The organism is Streptomyces sp. NPDC001219, from assembly GCF_053597915.1.
In genome coordinates this window covers 171646-190924 of the sequence record NZ_JBSFJF010000004.1, presented here as the reverse complement: position 1 = coordinate 190924, position 19279 = coordinate 171646, and the positions used below count along the sequence as shown (strand labels likewise).

General features: G+C 64.9%; 16 protein-coding genes, 1 tRNA gene and 3 pseudogenes. 9 read left to right on the top strand and 11 right to left on the bottom strand.

What is annotated here, in order from left to right; genetic code table 11:
• Positions 1 to 131: 131 nt before the first annotated feature.
• Positions 132 to 205: transfer RNA gene (locus ACWC9R_RS04345), tRNA-Gly, on the top strand.
• Positions 206 to 551: 346 nt separating this feature from the next.
• Here the strand turns inward: ACWC9R_RS04345 and ACWC9R_RS04340 are convergent.
• The 3 genes from ACWC9R_RS04340 to ACWC9R_RS04330 form a co-directional block, all read right to left on the bottom strand.
• Positions 552 to 1397 (bottom strand): hypothetical protein, encoded by an 846-nt coding sequence (locus tag ACWC9R_RS04340; RefSeq protein WP_129295523.1) that lies wholly within the window; start codon positions 1395 to 1397, stop codon positions 552 to 554.
• Positions 1398 to 1505: 108 nt separating this feature from the next.
• On the bottom strand, positions 1506 to 1766 hold the full coding sequence (locus ACWC9R_RS04335) for a hypothetical protein (protein WP_450728867.1): 261 nt from the start codon (positions 1764 to 1766) through the stop codon (positions 1506 to 1508).
• Positions 1763 to 2014 (bottom strand): hypothetical protein, encoded by a 252-nt coding sequence (locus ACWC9R_RS04330; protein ID WP_450728866.1) that lies wholly within the window; start codon positions 2012 to 2014, stop codon positions 1763 to 1765. Before ACWC9R_RS04330 ends, ACWC9R_RS04335 begins: the two co-directional genes overlap by 4 nt.
• Positions 2015 to 2248: 234 nt before the next feature.
• On the opposite strand from ACWC9R_RS04330, the gene ACWC9R_RS04325 reads away from it, so the two are divergent.
• Positions 2249 to 2689, top strand: a complete 441-nt coding sequence (locus ACWC9R_RS04325; protein ID WP_129295521.1) for a hypothetical protein — start codon at positions 2249 to 2251, stop codon at positions 2687 to 2689.
• 227 nt (positions 2690 to 2916) lie between these two features.
• Here ACWC9R_RS04325 and ACWC9R_RS04320 read toward each other — a convergent pair.
• Positions 2917 to 3399, bottom strand: a pseudogene (locus ACWC9R_RS04320) (tyrosine-type recombinase/integrase); the annotation flags it as partial.
• Here ACWC9R_RS04320 and ACWC9R_RS04315 point away from each other — a divergent pair.
• From ACWC9R_RS04315 to ACWC9R_RS04290, 6 genes are all read left to right on the top strand, one after another.
• On the top strand, positions 3370 to 4734 hold the full coding sequence (locus tag ACWC9R_RS04315; RefSeq protein WP_450728878.1) for a hypothetical protein: 1365 nt from the start codon (positions 3370 to 3372) through the stop codon (positions 4732 to 4734). The pseudogene ACWC9R_RS04320 and the gene ACWC9R_RS04315 sit on opposite strands and share 30 nt — an antisense overlap.
• A 57-nt stretch (positions 4735 to 4791) precedes the next feature.
• On the top strand, positions 4792 to 5529 hold the full coding sequence (locus ACWC9R_RS04310) for a class I SAM-dependent methyltransferase (RefSeq protein WP_450728865.1): 738 nt from the start codon (positions 4792 to 4794) through the stop codon (positions 5527 to 5529).
• 212 nt (positions 5530 to 5741) lie between these two features.
• Complete coding sequence (locus tag ACWC9R_RS04305; protein WP_450728864.1) at positions 5742 to 6338, top strand: ATP-binding protein; 597 nt, start codon at positions 5742 to 5744, stop codon at positions 6336 to 6338.
• A gap of 984 nt (positions 6339 to 7322) precedes the next feature.
• Positions 7323 to 8240: a DUF6192 family protein gene (locus tag ACWC9R_RS04300; protein WP_241721346.1), complete on the top strand. Its 918-nt coding sequence runs from the start codon at positions 7323 to 7325 to the stop codon at positions 8238 to 8240.
• A gap of 2 nt (positions 8241 to 8242) precedes the next feature.
• A complete protein-coding gene (locus ACWC9R_RS04295) occupies positions 8243 to 8728 on the top strand; it encodes a hypothetical protein (protein ID WP_129295508.1) in 486 nt (161 codons plus the stop codon).
• Positions 8729 to 10262: 1534 nt separating this feature from the next.
• Positions 10263 to 10592, top strand: a complete 330-nt coding sequence (locus ACWC9R_RS04290) for a DUF998 domain-containing protein (RefSeq protein ID WP_450728863.1) — start codon at positions 10263 to 10265, stop codon at positions 10590 to 10592.
• Positions 10593 to 10598: 6 nt separating this feature from the next.
• On the opposite strand, the gene ACWC9R_RS04285 is transcribed toward ACWC9R_RS04290, so the two are convergent.
• The 3 genes from ACWC9R_RS04285 to ACWC9R_RS04275 all read right to left on the bottom strand — a co-directional run bounded on the left by ACWC9R_RS04285 (position 10599) and on the right by ACWC9R_RS04275 (position 13574).
• Positions 10599 to 10970: a hypothetical protein gene (locus ACWC9R_RS04285; RefSeq protein WP_450728862.1), complete on the bottom strand. Its 372-nt coding sequence runs from the start codon at positions 10968 to 10970 to the stop codon at positions 10599 to 10601.
• A 190-nt stretch (positions 10971 to 11160) separates the two neighbouring features.
• Positions 11161 to 12834, bottom strand: coding sequence for an alpha/beta hydrolase (locus ACWC9R_RS04280; RefSeq protein WP_450728861.1), 1674 nt, complete (start codon positions 12832 to 12834; stop codon positions 11161 to 11163).
• A 47-nt stretch (positions 12835 to 12881) separates the two neighbouring features.
• Positions 12882 to 13574, bottom strand: a complete 693-nt coding sequence (locus ACWC9R_RS04275; RefSeq protein WP_450728860.1) for a hypothetical protein — start codon at positions 13572 to 13574, stop codon at positions 12882 to 12884.
• A 1153-nt stretch (positions 13575 to 14727) separates the two neighbouring features.
• Here ACWC9R_RS04275 and ACWC9R_RS04270 point away from each other — a divergent pair.
• Positions 14728 to 14923: pseudogene (locus tag ACWC9R_RS04270) on the top strand (IS701 family transposase); the annotation flags it as partial.
• Between the two features lie 139 nt (positions 14924 to 15062).
• Here the strand turns inward: ACWC9R_RS04270 and ACWC9R_RS04265 are convergent.
• From ACWC9R_RS04265 to ACWC9R_RS04250, 4 genes and pseudogenes are all read right to left on the bottom strand, one after another.
• Complete coding sequence (locus ACWC9R_RS04265; RefSeq protein WP_450728859.1) at positions 15063 to 15542, bottom strand: ASCH domain-containing protein; 480 nt, start codon at positions 15540 to 15542, stop codon at positions 15063 to 15065.
• Positions 15539 to 17605, bottom strand: a complete 2067-nt coding sequence (locus tag ACWC9R_RS04260) for a GNAT family N-acetyltransferase (RefSeq protein ID WP_450728858.1) — start codon at positions 17603 to 17605, stop codon at positions 15539 to 15541. The genes ACWC9R_RS04265 and ACWC9R_RS04260 overlap by 4 nt, the downstream gene beginning before the upstream one ends.
• A gap of 224 nt (positions 17606 to 17829) precedes the next feature.
• Positions 17830 to 18240: pseudogene (locus ACWC9R_RS04255) on the bottom strand (tyrosine-type recombinase/integrase); the annotation flags it as partial.
• Between the two features lie 2 nt (positions 18241 to 18242).
• The gene (locus ACWC9R_RS04250; protein ID WP_450728857.1) at positions 18243 to 18818 is read right to left on the bottom strand and encodes a hypothetical protein; all 576 of its coding nucleotides are present in this window, start codon (positions 18816 to 18818) and stop codon (positions 18243 to 18245) included.
• Positions 18819 to 19279 lie beyond the last annotated feature (461 nt).

Sequence of the window (19279 nt, the reverse complement as noted above, 5' to 3'; positions counted from 1 at the left end):
CATCCCACCCCCGGAACACACCCCCGCCACACCCCGCCCCCCACACCCTCCGGGCACGCCAAATGCACCGCGGGTCGGCGATGGGGTAGAGTGTGCGACGATGTTCCGCTCTCGCACAGAGGCGGGATTACGCGGGTGTAGTTTAATGGTAGAACATGAGCTTCCCAAGCTCAGAGCGCGGGTTCGATTCCCGTCACCCGCTCCATAGTTGAGGCCCAGGTCGGAGACCTGGGCCTTGTTTGTTGTCTGGACCATTCTCGGGTTACCCAGCCCTCCACCAGCCCCATCTGCTGGCCAAGGTCTAAATTTCGCATGCTCCCGCACCGGGCCAGGCACCTTGAGAGTCGATCTCCTCAAATAGCGAGACGGGAATTCTGTGGCTTGGGTCACTTGCGCCCGAGGTGTCGTGAGATTGCGGATGCAAAATGGGCTCTTGGTAAGGGAGTTCGCCTGACCCCCTACACGCGCTGGGGACGGCGAACACTCCGCCGGAAACGGGGCCTGAGACTGGTGAGCTCGCGTGTTGAGGTGTCGCGTATTCCGGACGGCCGTCACTCTGCGTCGACCGCGGATGCGAGCTCACCAGTCCTGAGGCCGTAGTAGAAGGGCGAGGGCCCGTCGATCCCCGCCCGCTCCAGGAACAGCCCCTCGTAGTGCTGCAGCAGCTGCATGCCGAAGTCGACCTCCGGGGCCGCCCCGTCCTCCTTAAAACTGCCGAGAAGAAGCTGCGTCCAGTGCTGCTCGACAGCCGCCCACACCACCAGGTGCGAGGGCGCGAAGAACACCCACACGGCGTCGACCTCGTCTGGCAGCATCGGGGCAGTCAACGTGTGCGCGATCACCGGGTCGAGACATTCCACGTAGGGCCGGTCGAAAAAGTGGGACACGATGAACACCACCCGCGCCCTGTCGGGCGATGACTTGTCCCGCAACTGCTTCGCGGCCTTGGCGATCATTGGCTGGGCCGCCTCGACGACATCGTTCGCTGACACGACCGTCGACCAATGAGTGTTTGGCTCCTCACCTCGTTTCAGTGCCCGCGAGGCCGCTGCGTTGTGCTCGCGGAAGTCACCAGGTATCGACTTCACCTCGAAGTCAGCGAACTCGACACCGTTGCGGCCGAGCAGAGAAGACAGTACGTCGCTGTCCGAGTCCGCCACGCGGTAGACGAGATCCACGCCGCCGTGGACGTCTACGGCGGCCGGCACGACGCCGAGATAGGCGGTCGTCAGCATCGCCGCGAGATGCTCGCCTGCGGCCAGCTTCAACTTCTTCAGGCCGTCCGCCGGTACGTGCGCCGGGAGCGCCTCCGTCGCCCAATCCATCACTTCGTAGGTGATGACCATGACGTGAGTGCCAGTGGCTCCGTCGATGGTCTTGGCGCTGTCATCGCTCATGGGCGCGAGTGTGGCAGCACCGTGACGCGGTCGCGACGGGTTTCGGGGCCAACTGGTATGCCCGCATGTTGAGGCATCGCTTCTTCCTCCGGGGTGGCGGAAGCCTTGTCAGCGTGTGTGGTCTCCAGGTGCGTATCGACTCCAAGTGCTGCCCGCTTCGGTGACCAGTCGGGTGGCGGTCTTGTCGTGGTAGCCGAGGGCCTTGGCGATGACGGGTGCCGGGGCCTGGAGGACGGGGCGCCGGATGGCGGAGGTGCGGGCTCGTTGGGCTGGGACGCCGAGGTCGCGGAGGGAACCGAGCAAGGTGGTTGGGTTCATCGGCTGGCCAGGGCGGCGGCCGGGAAAGAGCCAGTGGGTGGAGAGGTTCACCGCCAGAGTGTGAGCCGGGAGCGAGCGGAGGTAATCCAGGACGAGGTGGGCGACGGGGTGGGCAGGGACGAGGTCGGGTCTCCGAGCCGGAGGTGGACCTGCTGGCAGTCGTGCAGGCTGTCGTCGGTCGTCAGGCAGACGATGCGGGTGAGGGGCTGGGCGAACAGCAGGACGAGACTGGCGGCGACTCGGATTCTGAGCGGGGCGGCGTCGTTGCTGAGGACGCGGCGCAGACGGCAGCCCACCACCCGGCTCCGCAACGAGACCGGCGGGACATGGAGCCGATACGCCCCCGGAGATCACGCAAGATCGCCAACAGGCAGGGTTCCTCAGGGAACTGGCGGCAGTCGAATTCGAGAGCCCACTAGCAGCTACGGCGGATCCAGATCTTCTGCCCGCACGGTTCGAAGCGGAATCAGCCGTCAAACCTGCGGCCGTAGTCTGTCGCCATGGTGCACTTAGCGGGGGGAGACACGAGCTCCATGGAGCTGCTGACAACGATCCTGACGGCCCTGCTCGGTGCTGCAGCCGGTTATCTCGGTGCCCGGCACCAAGGCAGGGCAGCGATGCGGGCACCGGAAAAGGCCGACCACCGCAAGCTCGTGGGAGATTTCCTGATCGCGGTCAGGACGGCCAGGTATCACGCGATGCCGTGGCGAAGAGAGCCGGACCTGCAGCGCATGAACGAGGCCATTGAAGAGGCCATGACGCTGCTCGGAATTTTCGACGTCATCGCGCCGGACTACGTGTCCGAGGAAGCCCATCGGTACTGGGTGGACGTCATGGGGTCGGCTGATTTCCGGGAACGTCTGAGCCGGGGGGAACCTCTGCGACCGAGGCCGGCGGGGGATCAGGGCATGGATACGCGCCTGGCCATCCAGAACGCATTCCACGAGGCTGCCCGTAAGTGGCTCGGCGAATAGGCCCGGACGTGGCGATGCCCGGTGATCACCGGGCATCGTCGTCTCCGTTGACCTGGCGACCCCACACGGCCACCAGCAGGCTGGGTTCTACGGGGAACTGGCGATAGTTGATTAGGTGAGCCCACCAGTATCAGCCCCCAAAGCACAGCGCAGCGTAGGCAGGAACGGCGTTGCTGACCGGTCCTGCCTACGCTGCGCGTGCCCTCTGGATTAGGGAAAACCGCGCCTCAGCCGGAGTGCTTCCGCTTCTGCGCCTGGTGCTCGGCTGCCTCCCGGCGCTGCTGGCGCACCTCGGCGTCGATGCTCTTCGCGAGCTTGCGTTGGTGCTTCTTCTTGGAGTGCTGGTAGATCAGCTGAGCCTTCGGGCTGGACTGGCCCGCGCGGACCATGAGGTCCTTGAGCTTCGCACCAGAGTCAGCCGCCAGGGTGTTGCCGGTGTGGCGCAGATCGTAGAAGCGGAAGTTGTCCGGCAGTCCCACCGCGATGCGCGCCTTGCGCCACTTGCGCCCGAAGGAGGACCGTCGCAGAGCGGCCCCTCGCTCGCCGACGATGAGGAGTCCGTCCGGCTCCTTCTCCGCGAACCACTGAAGGTGGCGGTGCAGCTCGGGCACGATGAAGTCAGGCAGGTACACCGCGCGCTTGCCCGCCCTCGACTTCGGATCGCCGATCACCTTCTTGCCATTGGTCAGCTCCGGTGCGGCACGCCTGATCCACACCACGCCCTCGTCGACGTCGATAACGACCCGCTGGCCCGGCAGTCGGCCACCTGGGACGAGCGGCTCGCCGCCACACCGAACGGGCGCCTGCTGCGGCAGAACTCCCTCTTCGACGCCCTCAACGGCAACGGCAAGCTGCACCTCCTCCACGTCACCCACGCCCTCGAACGGATCAACGAGCAAGGAGTCCTCTACCCGTCCGGCGGCTGCCTCGTCGGGAGCATCTACTGTGCCCCGCTCACGGCTACGGACCGGGGCCTGCGGATGCACAACCTGGCTGCGTACGTCCTGACCAGGGAGGCGCCGGCCTTCCTGGCCAAGCTCGGAGTCACAGATCGGGTACCCACCCCGCTGATCTTCGAGATCAACAAGCCGCCGCAGGCGTACCGGGGCCTGGCGGGAGTGGACTATCTCCGGCTGGGCCTCATCCACTTACGGATCTACTGCCACCTCGAATACCTGCTGAGCAAGAGCGAGCGCCACCGCTTACGCGAGACCGTCGTGGCCAGGGTGAAGAACTCTGCCGCCTTCCTCGCCACCGCGGCGGCCGTGGCCTACCGAGGCACGCGCATCGCCGCCAGGCCCTTCCTCGGCCTACTCGACGAGACCATCCCCCGATTACCGATCCTCGGCTACCTGTACTTCGAGGCGCTGGCGGAGTACTTGATGCTCCACTCGACCTCGCAGCACACGCGACGCCTGGCCGACATCGGAGAGCTGAACAACTGGCTGTACAAGGAGATGCTCTTCGCCTCCTACCCGAACATGGCCGGCAAGTTCGACCTCGCGAAGTTCCGCCCCAGGCCCGGCCAGCTGGCCGACCTCATCCACCAGGTCGACCCGACCATCGAGATCAACCACGCGGCCGACTACCTGGTCGAACGAATCAGCCACCTCATCGCAGCCCGGCTCTTCGCTCCTGGGGAGGCCCCGGAAGCCTGGCATCACAAGCGCTGGGAATTCGACGCCCTCTCCACCCAGCTCGGCCCCCTGCTGGGCCACCTCATCCACCGGGAACTGCGCACCTTCGGCCGCTACCCCGACTTCTACTTCTACTTCGACCAGTACAAGGCCCTGCAAGCCTGGAACTACTGGAACCACATGGACATCGTCGCCCCGTTCAACGGGACGATGCCCAAGGGCGAGATCGGCATCAACCCCGCCTACCCCAACCTCGACTACCGCGTCTGGCGCGCCGAACAGGACGACGCGGGCCACCTCCACCCGGCCGAGCAGCTCTCCTTGACCATCGCCCCGCGGCTGGTGGACATCAAGTACACCCTCATGCGCAACAACCAGTGGACCGCCCCGGCGCCCAGCGCCGCGTAACCACTGCCGCCTTCACCAGCAGCTGCTCTGCTGCCTCTTCTTCCCAGGAGCCCCGCCATGAGCTACTTCGGCATGCCCTCCGTCGACCTCCTCGGCGAGCAGATCGACGCCGTACTGAGCGCGCCCTCCACCACCCACGGCCTGGCCCGATCACTCCGCACAGCGGCCTGGGAGATCGAACTCCACCGCTATCACCACGCCAGCCAGCGGGCCTGGCCCGACGGCCGCATCGACCAGAAGCCCACCAAGGTCCAGATCGGCGGCGGAAACCACCGCATCGAGGACTTCTTCAACATCGACGCCGTCCCGCCGGCCGACCTGCTCTGGGATGTCCGCGAAGGCATCCCCCTGCACGACGACACCGTCGAGCTGATCTTCTCCGAGCACTTCCTGGAGCACATCGACTACCCCCGCTCCGCCAAGAACTACGTCCGCGAGGCTCACCGCGCACTCACACCGGGCGGCAAGATCATCACCGGCGTCCCCGACGCCGCCTTCGCTCTCAGCCAGTACCCCGGGCCGCTGCACCCCGCCGACGAGATGGTCGAGCGTTGGTATGCCAAGCGCGACTGCCGCAACGACATCAACACCCGGCTCGACCTAGTCAACCTTGTCTTCCGCGACCAGGACGACGACCCCAAGTACACCCCGCACCTCTGGGCCTACGACTACGAGAAGCTCGTCCAGCTCTTCACCGAGGCCGGCTTCACCACCGTGGAGCCGTGGACCTTCGACCCCACGATCGCCAATCCGAAGCGTCGCTGGGGAAGCGTCTACGTCGTCGCCACGAAGTAGCAAGGACGTAGACCACCGCCCACCCGGATAGCGACCTCCCCGGCCGCACTCCCCCTGAGGGCTGTCATACCGACAACGGTCGGCATACGGCACCCCCACGCACAGCCGTCCGCGCTGAGGGAGGCATCCCCCGTGAATCACGTCGGCCTGCCGCTCAGCGATCTCCCCTCGCCCCAAGCCCCGGTCTGAAGAACCGTCGAAGGGTCTCCGGCATGCGCCTCCACAGCCAAAGCTTCCTTCTGGTCCGCGATCCGACCTCGGTGCCGATCAGCCGTCGCCGTCTCCAGGCTCTGGTGAAAAAGTGGGGGCTCCGCCTCGACGAGTCCTCCGATACAGCATTGACCGTCATCACCTCGGAACTGGTCACCAACGCGGTGCGGCACGGCACCGGCGCGATGCTCACCATCACAGTGTCCGCCAACCTCAGCCGACGGCGAATCCTCGTCGAGGTCTACGACGGCTCGCTCGTCCTCCCTGTTCCGCACTGGGCGAATTCGGAGGACGAGTCCGGGCGCGGTATGGCACTAATCGACCGCTTGTCCCTCTGCCACGGTGCCGAGCACACCACCTCCGGCAAATGCGTCTGGGCAGAGATCGCTATGCCCCCACAGCGGGTCACCCGGCAACGGCTCATTCTCCGCCCCCGACGGGCCGCCCGAGCTATCGCCCGCCGTTTGGGCGCAGCCCGCCAACCTATGGCGACCGTACGCGCAGGAAGCCGTGCTGGTCGCGGGCGCCATTCGTCGGCTGTTACGCACAGATCGTCGGCCCTTCGACCTGGTCCGCGAGCACCCGCCCCAGATCCGTGACACCGGGGGAGGCCCCCCGTGACTGCTGAAGTCGGGGGCCTCTAGAGGCGGTGGATAGCTGGATCGGGCGTCGCGCCGGCGACGTGGATAGCGCCATATGACCAAGGGGACGGGACGCGACACAATCGCGCATAACCGCCTGACACGATCTCGCAGACCCTGGCAGAAGAGCACCACATGGCGATCATGGTTGATTCCGGACTATGACAAGCAGCTGCCACACCGGCGATGGGCGACGAGAGTCGTCTCCCCCTCCGTGGCCTGCACAGGGCGCGCTGGGCCTATGTCCTCCCACAACCCCTTCGCCGGCTGCGAGATCCATCCCCACCCTGCATCTCGATGGCTCTGTTCCGGATGGTGGTTGCACGCGTCCGGAAGGTGAGCCACCCCGTGTGGGGAGATCAGAATCCTGTCGGGAGGAGCGACGCACTGTTGCCCGCCCCGCAGGGAAGCGCCTGTGCCGTCAGCACGCGGAGCCGAGCCGTCTGTTGGGCAGTCGCAGCCTTCCCCGATGTACAGATCACAGCGGTCACACCTCTTGGCAGCCATGCTGGCCATGGTGACAGCTCCTTCTGACAGGCACGTGTCGTTCCTCCACATCGCGGCATATCGCCCGTGCTCGCGCCAGCACCTCACCAAGGACCAAAGGTTTCTCAACGAAGCTGGCAGCAGCAGGGGCATCCCGGCCCCTGAAGGCAGTGACCACAGCGAGAGCGGCTATCACGGTCAGTAATACAGGAGTCGCTAACGGTGCATGGCCTGGTGGTCGCGTTTTGCCGTAGACCAGCAAAGGCCGGACTGGTCGTCTTTGCGCAGGAAAAAAGTTAGACGAAAGCGTAAAGTGAGCTAAAAAGGGAAAGCAGGGTGACCTCTGCAGGGGCCTTGCACATTCATCGCGCGCCAGATGCATCCCACTACCAGCCATCCCACAATGATCGAGATGCATCTCATGGCGCGGGGAGAAGGTGTCCTCCAGTGACCGTTATGACTATCCCCGCCGGATACAGCAAATCGGAGTGGAGTAAGTACGTCCGAAAGGGACGCGCACTAGTCAAGCGACAGTCGGGGATCCAGTTTGAGCTGGGCGATACGGTGATCGATATACTCCAAGGTCACAAACGAGGCCATGGAGAGGTAACCGAGGTCATCGAACTCTACGCAAACCAGATCGGCATCAACCCCAACACGTTGCGCCACTACTACTACGTTGCCAGTCAATGGCCGGAAGAGAAGCGGCGCCCTGACGTGTCATTTTCCGTGCACGCAGCACTAGCCGCCACGCGAAGCCGGTTCATTAAGATCCGGAAGGACCCTCTGGACCCGTTCACCAAGGAACGGCACTGGACGTACAACGAGGCACTCCGGGCCGCGGACAACTCCAAGAAGCCTCACACGCCAACAAATCGCACGGAGCGCTTTGAGCGTGCTCGCACTCTTCTGGGCGGCGATGAGGACGCCGCCGAAGCCGTGGGCGAGATGCTCGAACAGCGCCCTGAGCTGACGCATCGGTTGGTAGCCGATCCGCGCACACGGCACCTCCTGCGCAAGGCTCAGTACGAACACTGGCGCCAGGTGGATGAGGAGACCGCGGCGGAAGCGGAACTCACTCCCGAGGAAGAAGAGATCGAAGAGGAAGAGGCACCTACCAAGGTCTCATACCAGGACGCCCCTATGGAGATCCTGCAACTGCTGGGCAGTTTCGCCTCGTTCTTCGTCTCTTTCCAACGGATTATCCCGCAGATCCACAGCCAGGATTACACGGAAGATACGAAGGAGGCGGTGCTCGACAACATCACTAAGGCCCGCTCGTTCCTTGATTGGTGCGAGACGGCGATCAAGACAGGTAAGACCGACATGGATAAGGCGCTGGCGCGCTTGCTGGAGGATGAAGAAGGCGAATAATCATGGCAACCCGCCGCCAAGCGGCGCACGACACTGGAGAGGATATTTGGAACCGAGTCGAAAACGCCGGCGAAGCTGGTCTGCTGACGAAGCAAGCCATGGGGCGCAATACCCGTGGCCAGTTTGAGTACGGCAAGGCTTGGATCAAGGACAAAAAGTGCAAGAGCGAAAAGAAAGGGTGGGTCTACCATCACGGCGCCTACATAATCACTGTGGACCCTAACAAGTGCACCCTCTACGCGACCGACAGGCTCCGCTCCCTCTATAGGCAAGCGCAGCGAATCTACAACTGTTCGATCGCGATCCTCCCTCCAGAGGCGCAGGAACTGCCGACAGTGCGGCTACTGCGTACCGAGTGCGAGAATATTTTCGCCGCGATGGCTCTCTTGGAGGCAGCCGGGTTTTCGCCGCAAGCTGCCGCGAAGGGCGCCGAGGCTAAGCCGAAGGGTTCAACCTCTCGGCGCAGCCGCAAGACGCCAAGTCGTTGACATGCAATACCGCATACGGGCGCTTCGGGGGGCGCCCCGTCAAGGTCATAGGTCGAGTAGATACCGCCTCACGGGAGAGCATTCGATGAGTATTGCACCAGAGTTGATACGACGCGGACGAGAGTTGGTTAAGCGGGAGAGTCAACTGCAGTTCATTCTTGGGGATCTTGTCCTGGAAGTGGCACCTGTGGACGCCCCGTTGCCTCAGCGTGAGAGAGCGCTGGACGGTATTGCTGACGCTCTCCAAATGTCGCCTGGCACCTTGAGGCGGTATCGACGGGTGGCGGCCGCGTGGCCCCATGACAAGCGCAGCAAAGGCGCTTCCTGGAGTATGCACTCCATCTTGGCTTCCCACCCGCGCCGTTTTGACCTCATCGGACATCCGCCGGCCCGTGGGCCAAAGTGGTGGACCTGTGAAGCTGCCCAGATAGCCATGAGTGCGCAGGCAGCGGAAGGCGAGTCACCTGGGGCGACTCAGGTTTAACCTCAAGCCCGGTGCCGCGCAGTCGTTGTGGCCGGCAACGCTCCGGCAAGGCCAGCCTTGAGAGGAAGATCCGATGGCAAGCGATGACAGCATCCCGCTCTTCTGGAGTGTGGAAGGGCGTCGGGCCGAGATTGTCCGCTGCCATCTTGGACACTTGGGTGCTCGGGAGACCTTTGAGGAGCTTGGCGGGTGCCCATACTGCATGTACACACCCGGCGAGCGTGTCGCCGCACTGCGAGCCAAGCAGGCTGCCGGGCGACGGCAGCGGCCCGGCAACGAAGCGCCCCAGGCAAATTGATGCTCACGACGTGAGTGAGTTCCACAGAAGGGAGTCCGTCGACGGCGAGGCCGCAGTACAGTCGCCGGCGGCACAGCGCCAATCTGCGCGATTGGACCACACGCCGTCATGGTCTACCAAGGGCTGCTAATCCCGTAGCTCGCCGCGTTCGCGCCTGCGCACCTCAGCGCCAGCGCCGACCCACTGCGCCTCTCCGCACCCGAGCCCGCGTCGCCACGTGGCCTCCGCCTCCACCCCATCGGGGCCAGCCCCATCCCAGCCCTTTAGGGCGGTACACCAGGGTCAGCAGCGGTCAAACTGACTGCCTCCAACAAGGCCCCGTACCCAGATAGTCGCAGTTCAGGGCGCCGCCATCGCCCAACGCGCCGTTGATTCCCAAGCTCAGAGCGCGGGTTCGATTCCCGTCACCCGCTCCATATGGAAGCCCCAGGTCAGGGACCTGGGGCTTGTTCGTTGTCTAGACCATTTTTGGAGCGCGTGCCAGCCGCGTGCCATAACGCACCAGCTACTGCGCCGAATTGGCGCTCGCGCACCCTCCCAGAGCGACTTGATCGGCCGTCATCTCGAATCGCGAGACGTGATCCATGTGATCTGCATCAGGCTCCACCGGATTACCTGCAGCGATGCAGTCGCAAATAGCCGGCATTGCCGCAGCTGAGGCACTGCTGCACCGCCTGCGGTTGAGCGCTTCACCGAACATCGCGACCGCCCCCTGCATACGTAAGCCACCGGCTGCGTCAACCTAGATTGACATGAGGGGTAACCAAACGCTGCTTGCCTGCGGGATGGTCGTCGGCCCGCTCTTCACCGTCGCGTACCTATTGGAAGGCGCCAGCCGTGTGGACTACAAGCCGTTCCACCATCCCGTCAGTGTGCTCACCCTTGGCCGCGCAGGGTGGGCGCAGACCGTCAACTTCCTCTTCACGGGCTTGCTGTCGCTGCTGTTCGCCGTGGGCCTGTGTCGTACTGGGCCTTCCCGCTGGGGTGCACCGCTGATCGGCGTATGGGCGGTCGGTCTGCTGGGCGCAGGTGCCTGCCGCACGGATCCGGTGAGCGGTTACCCAGTCGCGGCGCCGCTGTGAAGCTGGTCAGAACTTCTGCTGTTTGGCTCCGGGCGGGAGGAAGCAAGGTGTGCTGACCTCCAGTCGGAGGGTGTTTGGGGGCTTGACAGTGTCTGCCACCACGAAGAACTTCTCGCGAGGATGTCTGGCGTACATGATGACCTCGGGCTTTTCCGGCCGCTCGGTGAAGTCGGTGATCTCCACCCCGTGCTCCTTCAGCGCCATACGCAACTTACGGGCCGCGGCGATGTGCTGGTCTCGGGGAAGCTTGGCGTACACCGTGTATGTGAGCCTGTACCTGCCATCATCGGCCACCTCGTCGTGCTTCCCGACGCAATCTCCGAAGTTCTCCAACGGGCCAAATTGATGGCCGATTTCCACCTCGGCGTAGTGAGCCATCGCCGAGGTGTACTGCTTTGCCCATGCCAGAGAGTCCTGGCGGCTCTTGCGTGGCAGCGGCTTGTTGACATCTTCGCTCGGTGGCGGGGACATGCAGGCTCCGGTGAAGAAGACGGCCAGGGAAATCAGACAGAAGGGTAGAGCCGATCGGGGTCGTGAGAATCGCTTGGAGGTACGAATGTTCCTCTCCCTAGAAAATTGGTCGAGGACCAGGCGGCGTTGGAACAGGTTCCATATGGGGTGGCTTGGGGCCTGCGCTGGGGGATTGACCTGAAATGATCCTGCCCTGGTTTTTGAGGCTCTCGCTCGGGCCGGACTCGGATTCGTCCCAGTAGCCACTATGTCCTTCAGTGTCCACCTTGAATCGGTGCGCCCCGAAGCCCCCTCCCGGTACTGCAGGGTCTGGGCCCAAAGAGAGCCCTCCCGCATATTTGATGTCATCATCCTGGGCTTGTCCGGCATAGACGTGGTCGGGGTCAATATTGAGTTGCTCCGCCTTGTCCACCGTCATACCCGGGCTACCGACAACGGCAATGTTGTCCACGTTCAGACCACCGTTGTGTGCGGCAGCAGCTCCAACCACCGTGGAGCCGTAGCTGTGACCGATCACGGTCATGTTGGCCCGCTCATCGCCCTCGTGCGAGGCTCGTAGCCCGTGCGTGAAGTTCCGCAAAGTCGGTGCTGCGTCGTCGGCACGGCCTGTGCCGGCGACGTCCAAGTTTTGTGCCTCGGAGACAGGGATCTCGGGAGCGTCGTAGCCGAGCCAGTAGACCATGGACGTCTTCGCCGATGGATCCGCACTCTCGGCCGACCGCCGTAGCGCATCCACTCGTTGCAGCTGTCCACCGGTGGATTCCATCGTCGTGGCTGTGCCGGGTACCTGGACGCCGACGTTGTCTGCGGTGTCCGGATTACCCATCGCCAAGATGGCCTTTCCGTCACCTTCGGAGTCGAAGCCGAGAACATAGAGCTGCTTTTCCCCGGTGACGCCGTCGCGCTTGTCCAGTTCCGTCTGCAGCATTTGCAGGTTGTTGAGCCGCTGGTTGTACTCGTCGGTTGAGTACTTGTCGTGGTACTTGTAGTTCTCCATCGCGCCCAGCTCTTGCTCCAGGGCGAGGCGGTTGGCGTCGTCACGGGTGGTGGACGGCAGCCCGTCGGTTCGGCCAACGATCTCCGGGTGCAGAGCGGTGTACGACTCTCGCATGTCCTCCGGCAAGAGTTTCCACCACTCTGCGGCAGCCTTGGGATCACTCGGCGGGTGAGGCTTGCCGATATCGGTATGCAGGTCCTTGGAAACCTGCTTGACATCCTCGCGCGCCTCTCCCGCCCGATCAGAGATATCGCCTGACAGAATGTCGCCGCTCAGGCGCCCCAACGCCTTGGCCGCCTCATCACTCGCCTCCCGCGCCCGATTCACGCAACGATTTATCTCTTGTTGGTAAGACAGTATCGTGCCGAACGACTCCGACTTGCCGTTCTCGCCCTCACCTGGAAATACAGGCCCCTGGGGCGGGCGAACAGTTCCCCCGCCGTCCACCCACAGGCCCTCGCCCTCGCATTCCTTGACCGTACTGCGCAAGTGAATCTGCGCAGCGAGCATCTCAGACGCCGCTTCTCTGATCGTTTCGGATATAGCCATCGCTTCAGTGCGAACGATGCCGAACCGGCTTTCCAGGTCTTCCAAGTAGAAAAGCGCGCTGTCGGCGTCATCCCCGGACCAGTGCGCGTGGAGCGGCCCGGTTACCTTTGCTCGGTGCTGGTTGTTGAGCTCGTCCATGTGCGTGGACAGCCGATGCCACGCGGTTGTTGCCTCATCGCAGTCCGAGAAGTCCTGCTTCAGCAGTCGCAGGTAATAACTGGTCAATTCCTTGATGCTCCCCCGTTGGAACGGTTGTCGCCGTCAGTCGATCCTCACCCGAAGGGGGAATCCCCGGTCGACGCCCGCATTGGCTTGGCGTTTTGCATCTCGTCGGTGGTCCATTCCGCGCCGGCATCGCGACCGGGACGCGAAGCGTCCCCACGGTCAACAAACGCAGGGTTTGCCACCGGTGATGTCCCTTCGGACCCGACTGCTCCAGGGCCACCAGCACCGGCGTCACCGGAGAGGCTGTCGCGCAGCGACGCGGCACCAGGCGTGGCGTGCCGGCCTTCGGACCCGACTGCTCCGGGACCGCCGATCGTGGAGTCGGGTTGGAGACTGTCGCGCAGCAACCCGGAACCCGGCATCGCGTGCCGGCCCTCCGAACCAACGCCCCCTGGTCCACCGAATGCGGACATGGTTTGCGGCGCCGACTGGGCCTGGGCACCCGTCGCCTCAAAGTCCTCGGACGCCGCGGCGTCATTCCATTCGTGCCCGTCGGCACAGATCCTGAGATTGGAGGCGCCCGTTGCGGCACGCTGGCGCATGCCGTCAAGCGCCGGCCCCCAGGTATCGGCCACAGTCAGCAATGCCTCCGACAACGACCAGCCCCTGAGCAACGCCCCCGCGTCCTTGGTCGTACTGATCGCCTTGCGGTTCTTGTCCGCCATGTCCTGGGAGATCGAGTCCTCCGCGTGAGCCGCGGCACGCAATTCCCCCGGATCGACAGACGTCTTCGACGACACCCTCGCACTCTCCCCCCTAAGCCCGCTTCCATACCGACAATATCAACACTGCGTTGACGCGAAGTGGCGCTGCGTGCCGCAGCCAGGACCCACGCGGCATCCAGAGACGGTGACGAACATGCAGTTCACATAGGCGATGCATCTCGCAGTGCCTCTCACGATGCAGACCGAAGGCAACTCGGGGGCTGGCGATTCAGCCATTGATCAGCCGGATTCCGATCCCGCCAGGCCGCTGGCCGCAGCTTCTGAAATCCGGGTGCGCAGGTCGACGGCAATCTCGTCACCGGGTCGCAGCAGGCCTTAACCATTTCAACTCCTGCCGCATACGCGGCACCCGGGCCGGGCTGCAGCGGACATCTGCGCTCTCAGCCGCACCAACCGCTGGAGGACCTGAACCCGGAGTTGCAAGAACGAGCTCTCTGCGCCTGATAGGAATACCGTTGCGCACCTCGCCGCCGACCTGGCGCGGCTTCTTCACCGCCTCGGCCAGGAGCGCTTCCTTGAGGAGCTTGGCCGCGGCGCACCCCTGTCCGGGTCGGTGCGCCGCAGCCCAACAGCCGTGACCGGGCCGCACCGCGAACGTAGCGGCAGCGGTGTACGGGGCGATACGGAAGGCCCATACGGGTTTGGGTCGTTGGTCAGCTGGGTCTCCGGCCCGGTGGACGCACGCACGGGGAGACATGGCGGCCCGGACCAGAGACCTGGACGTGACACTAAGCAAATCGGACATCCGGTGAGCGTGTCGCGCGGGTGGCAGGCGAGCGCTCTTCGAAGCCGCACCGCCGCGTGGCCTGACGGCGGCGTCTCGTCCTCGAGGACGCTGAAGTCCCTGTTGGCGGTAGGCGGACCCCAGGAACCGATACGTTACGGAGCCCAGTCACACGGTGAGAGCGCCGGCGCAAGGCGCGTCCTTGGCCGGCTGCGAGTACCCGTGCGTGGCAGCGGAATCGGTTGGGGAGTGGTCGGTGTGAGTGGTCCGGTCAGCAGGGCGTTATGGGACGTGGTCACGAGCCGGGAGGGGCGGCTCTGTATCGCGGCGGAGGGCGTCGGGAGTCTGCTGCGCGGCATCGCCGAGGAGGCCGGGGAGGTTAGTGACGCGGCTGGCCAGGTCAGGAAGAACGCGATGGGCCTGCAGCGACTGTCCGAGGCGAGGGTCCGGCGGGCGAAGACGCTCTGGCACATCGAAAGACTACCGCGAACTCAAGCACGGTCTGAGCCTGAACCACTTCGAAGGCCGCACTTGGCGGGGTTGGCATCTCCACGCCATCCTCGTCACCACCGCCCAGGCTCTCTCACCCTCAGGCTGCTCGACCCAAAAGCCCAGATGCCGGCCTGACTCTCTACCAAGCCCTCGACGTCTTTCAGACCTGCTGAAGTGCTGGACCGGCATCTGCACCACCTGCGGCTACCCCTCGCCAAGAGCAGACCCAGAACCCAATGAAGCACTACTAGATCCGGGACGACGAATCGTCAGCCCGACGCTCCCGCCTACGCCGGCACGGGGACTCCCAGGATTCCGCTGAGTACGGTACCCGCGGACGGCGAGGCTTCAGCTACCTGCCTCAGCGCTTCGCCCTTGAGGTACCGGTAGCTCTGCGGCGGATGGAAGGTCCCAGCGGCACGCAGAGCGCTGAGCAGCACCGGCTCCTCGAACGGCTGCGGCTCTTCGAGGGTCAGTCCGCTGGCCTGGGTGGCGCCGCTCATGTACTCGTCGAACTCCCGTCGGCTGATACCTGTTTGGGAGCGGTGAGCGCGCCACACATCCCGCGGGGAGCCGACCTTGACTGCCGCGATGCGCGCCAGCCCCACCAAGGCCATGGTGGGGGCGGTGGCGTAGAGGACGACGGTGGTGCCGGGTGGCGCGGCGACGCGCTGTCGGCGCACCTCGACCGTCTTGCTGCCCGCCAGGATCGCGGTGGCGAAGCGGGGGTGTACGGACAGCAGCATCGGGCGGTCCAGATCGTTCACGTCCTTCGGTGTCCCTCTTCGTAGACCGCCTGGAACAGCCTGTTGCTGATCTTCGACAGCGACTGCAGCGAAAACTGTAGTCCCAGGCTTTCGGCCAGTGAGTTCAATCGCCGGAGCGACACTGCCCTCGGAAAGACCTCGGTGTCCGAGAACCTCAAGGCCATCGCACGGCCTGAAGCATCGCGGCGAGCGATTGCGCGTACCTGCTCCCGACCATATACGCCCAGGTGTTCGAATTTCGAGTGCAGGGCATCCGGCGCGTCGATCACCACCTCGTCCAACTGCGAGCAGCCGATGACCATTTGGCCCTCTTCGTAGGAGGAACCCTTGCTCACGTACCAGAGCAGGCGTGCCGGGACGCTCTCACCACGGCGCCCGGAGGAACGGTAGTAGACGTGTTCCCTGCTGATCCCCAGTTCATCGGGGCGTGGCAGCAGCGTCGCAGGAGTGTTGAACAGCTCGGTGGACCAGCGGGGTTCGATCGGCACCAGGAAGGACGGCATCAGGGAGTCCATAACCTTCGCCGGCCACCAGGCCCGCTCAACGAAGCCGGCCACCTCAGCCGGCAACCCGGCTTCAAGTGCCGTCTCCTCACGCCCCAGCCCACGGGCCGCCTCACCGGCCACGGCTGCCGCCTCTTGGGCGCTCCCGCAGACGTCGACCAGCAGGGACGCCAGCCCGCCATCGTGCTCGAAGAAGCCGTCATCACCTGCGGCTGTCTTGGTGGCGGGCGACGGGAAAGCATCAGTGACGCGTACAGCTTGGGCCCCGCACTCCCGCCCGAGACGTTTCAGTGAGAACAGCAACTGCCGCGTGAGCGTCTCTTCCAGGGGGTGCGTCGCGGTCCGCAGCACCGGCACATTCAATGTGCGCCCGTCCATCGCCCATGCGTAGAGCGCGACCGGGCGGCCTTGCCCGTCCCGAAGCAGTTCGCGGTTCCACACGACCGAGTCCGCGGCCAAGGCTTGCAGCCGCTTGGCGAACGCCGAACCTCTGTCGTCCCCTGACTGGTCGAAGAATGCGACGAGTTCGGCCTCTGCCCCGGGCGACACCTCACTGGCGCGGAACTCCGTGCCCATGAGGTCGGCCGGCCGGTACATCTGCGCCTGTCGCAACTCGTCCACGTGCAGCGTCACCGCCGACGGTGCCACCACCTTGACCCTGGCGACGCTCCAGGCGACATCAGCCAGTTGCAGCAGCAGTGGATCCCGGGTGACAAGAACCTGCAGGCCGGCGCACGAGGTCTCGGCCACGTACTGCAGGCGTGGCAGCAGCTCGGAGTCGGCTGGCAGGTCGTGAACCTCGGACGTCCGGGCCGCCTCCAGCAACTCGTGACATCGTGATGCCGCCGCCTCTGCGTCCGGGGTGACCCGACGCAACCCGTGGGAGGCAGCCCGCTGATGCTTGCGCTCCGCCGTGTCGGCGATGGCCCGCAGGTCGTGCAGAAGTTGCGGCGTGAAGGCGATTTCGATGAGGTCAGCCAACCAGCCGGCCTCAAGGGCCTGTGACTGTGCCGCTTCGCTCGCCGGTGACCGCCCCCGCAGATCGGCGAACACGCCGTGGTCCACGGTCACGACCAAGAGCGCTTCGCTTTCCACGTCGGCGAAGAGGTCCGGATGACCGTGGTCGAGCCACCACCCGTCCAGGGTCTCCCCGTCCTGTCCGCGCCCACGCACTTCCCCTTGCGGAACGAAGCCCAGGCTCGTCCACATTTCGCTGAGCCCGTAGTCACGACGGCACTTCGCCTTGATCCCCAGCCGATCCGAGTGCCTGCGCCGGATCTCCTCCACCAGCAGCCGCGCCGCGCCCTTCCCGCGGTGTTCCTTCGCGATGCACAGGTGCGCGAGCCGGACGTGCGGGCTCCGCTTCGGGAGCCCGAAGAGCGCGTACCCGACCACCTCGCCCTCGTCGACCGCAACGAGCAGCCCGTCGTCGCTCGCGTGCTTGCGGTACGCGGGTGGCGTGAGCAACCCGAGCGTCTTGGTGTAGCGGTCGCCCAAGGCCACGGCCGCATCGATTAACTCGGCTTGTGTCTCCGCCACAGGCAGGATCTTGATCGCCATGAGTCCCCCTCCGAATGAACTTGCCACTGGCCAGTTCGGCTCTCGTGTCAGTACATACAGGGAAAGAGACGCCGGCCCAAGACCGCCTTCGATCGAGGGCGGACGAGAAATGGGTACGGCAAAGGCCGGGCCGACTCCTCGTCGGCCCGGCCCAGGTCACCGATCAGCCTCTTTACCGCTCGGCCAGCTCGGTCGACGCCTCTGGTGCCTCAGAGGTGCTGGTTGCGCCCGAAGGTGGACCGGCGGAAGGGCGCCCCGCGCTCCCCGACGAAGACCAGTCCCTCCGGCCCCGGCTCGGCGAACCAGTCCAGGTGCTGCCGCAGATCGGTCAGCACGAATGGCGGCAGCACGATCTCCCGTTTGCCAGAGCGGGACTTGGGATCGCCGATGACCCGTTTGCCCGTGGTCCGCTCCGGCGCGGCACGCTTGACCCAGACCGATTCCTCGTCCAGGTCGACGTCCTTGCGACGCAGCTCCGCCAGTTCCTCCGGACGCATCGAGGCGAAGGCGCCAAGGAGGATCATCAGCCGCCAGCGCAGCCCGATCACGTCGGCGAGGTCGAAGACCTCCGCGACGGTGGCGACCGGCCGTTCGTCGGCCTCCTCCCTGCCCGCGCCACGGATCCGGCACGGATTCATCAGCGAAGGCTTCCCACGACGTCGCACTCTTCGTCGTCTTCGTGCCAGCCGAACGAGTCGAGGCCGAACGCGGTAAGGCGAGGCGCCATTGCGCGGACCTTGGCGCGCATCGATTCGACCTCTTCGTCGGTGAGTTTCCCGGCAGTGGCGGCTTCAGCCCTCGCCTCCGCATGTCGAGCCGCGCGCGCCGCAGGATCAGCGGGCGGCACGTCCGGGCCATCCGCGGCATCCAGGCTCTGCTGAGCGATGTCCGGGTGCAGCTCAACTTCGCACTTGGTGATCTGCCACTCGCTGAGCAGCTCCGACTGCTCCAAGATCTCGCCAGTGGCCTCCCGTACGGCCTCCTCGGCGGTCTCCAGGTCCGGCGCTTCCACAAACAGCTTCAGCAGAGCGCCACCTGGGTGAGCCGCCAAGATGGAATCGAAGATCTCGACCTCCACGCCATCGGGGCCCTCGACAGCCTCGATCGCATCGATGCCCTTTCGGAGCAGGAAGAGGACGCCCTCTCTCTGCAGAGCGTCCAGTTCAGCTGAGCCGTCCGGAAGGCATGTGTCCATGCTCACCACATATGTCACGCAGGCCATCGTGCCGGAGTGCCAGTGCCTAGCGGGCAGGAATCCGTCCTCTCCGCCCGCTGGGATCTGGGGCTGTGTGTCGCGCCTCCACCAGACAGACGTGCTTCCTTCACGCGTGCAACCCACGTAGGGCCAACAGCAGCGCCCGTGGCAGGCACCGGGCCAGCACCTGCAAGGAATGCTCGCGTTCCGCGGCCGCTACGCCCACCGTGCCAGTGTCGTGCCAGAGAGACCGGTAAACCACGGTCAACAAGGGGCAGAGAGCAGCTTGCTCCACCCGTCCCAGATACTGCGTCTTCGCTGTTCAGAGGGGCATTGGGCACCCGAAAACCCCCTGATCCCCAAGCTCAGAGCGCGGGTTCGATTCCCGTCACCCGCTCCATAGTTGAGGCCCAGGTCGGGGACCTGGGCCTTTTTGTTGGCCGGCCCGGTTGAAGCGTCCTGCACCAGATCCGCACCAG

Coding starts and splice junctions, on each gene's coding strand:
- ACWC9R_RS04340 (WP_129295523.1), bottom strand. CDS start 1,397: ATGAGCGATGACAGCGCCAAGACCATCGACGGAGCCACTGGCACTCAC.
- ACWC9R_RS04325 (WP_129295521.1), top strand. CDS start 2,249: ATGGAGCTGCTGACAACGATCCTGACGGCCCTGCTCGGTGCTGCAGCC.
- ACWC9R_RS04310 (WP_450728865.1), top strand. CDS start 4,792: ATGAGCTACTTCGGCATGCCCTCCGTCGACCTCCTCGGCGAGCAGATC.
- ACWC9R_RS04305 (WP_450728864.1), top strand. CDS start 5,742: ATGCGCCTCCACAGCCAAAGCTTCCTTCTGGTCCGCGATCCGACCTCG.
- ACWC9R_RS04300 (WP_241721346.1), top strand. CDS start 7,323: ATGACTATCCCCGCCGGATACAGCAAATCGGAGTGGAGTAAGTACGTC.
- ACWC9R_RS04295 (WP_129295508.1), top strand. CDS start 8,243: ATGGCAACCCGCCGCCAAGCGGCGCACGACACTGGAGAGGATATTTGG.
- ACWC9R_RS04290 (WP_450728863.1), top strand. CDS start 10,263: ATGAGGGGTAACCAAACGCTGCTTGCCTGCGGGATGGTCGTCGGCCCG.
- ACWC9R_RS04285 (WP_450728862.1), bottom strand. CDS start 10,970: ATGGCTCACTACGCCGAGGTGGAAATCGGCCATCAATTTGGCCCGTTG.
- ACWC9R_RS04260 (WP_450728858.1), bottom strand. CDS start 17,605: ATGGCGATCAAGATCCTGCCTGTGGCGGAGACACAAGCCGAGTTAATC.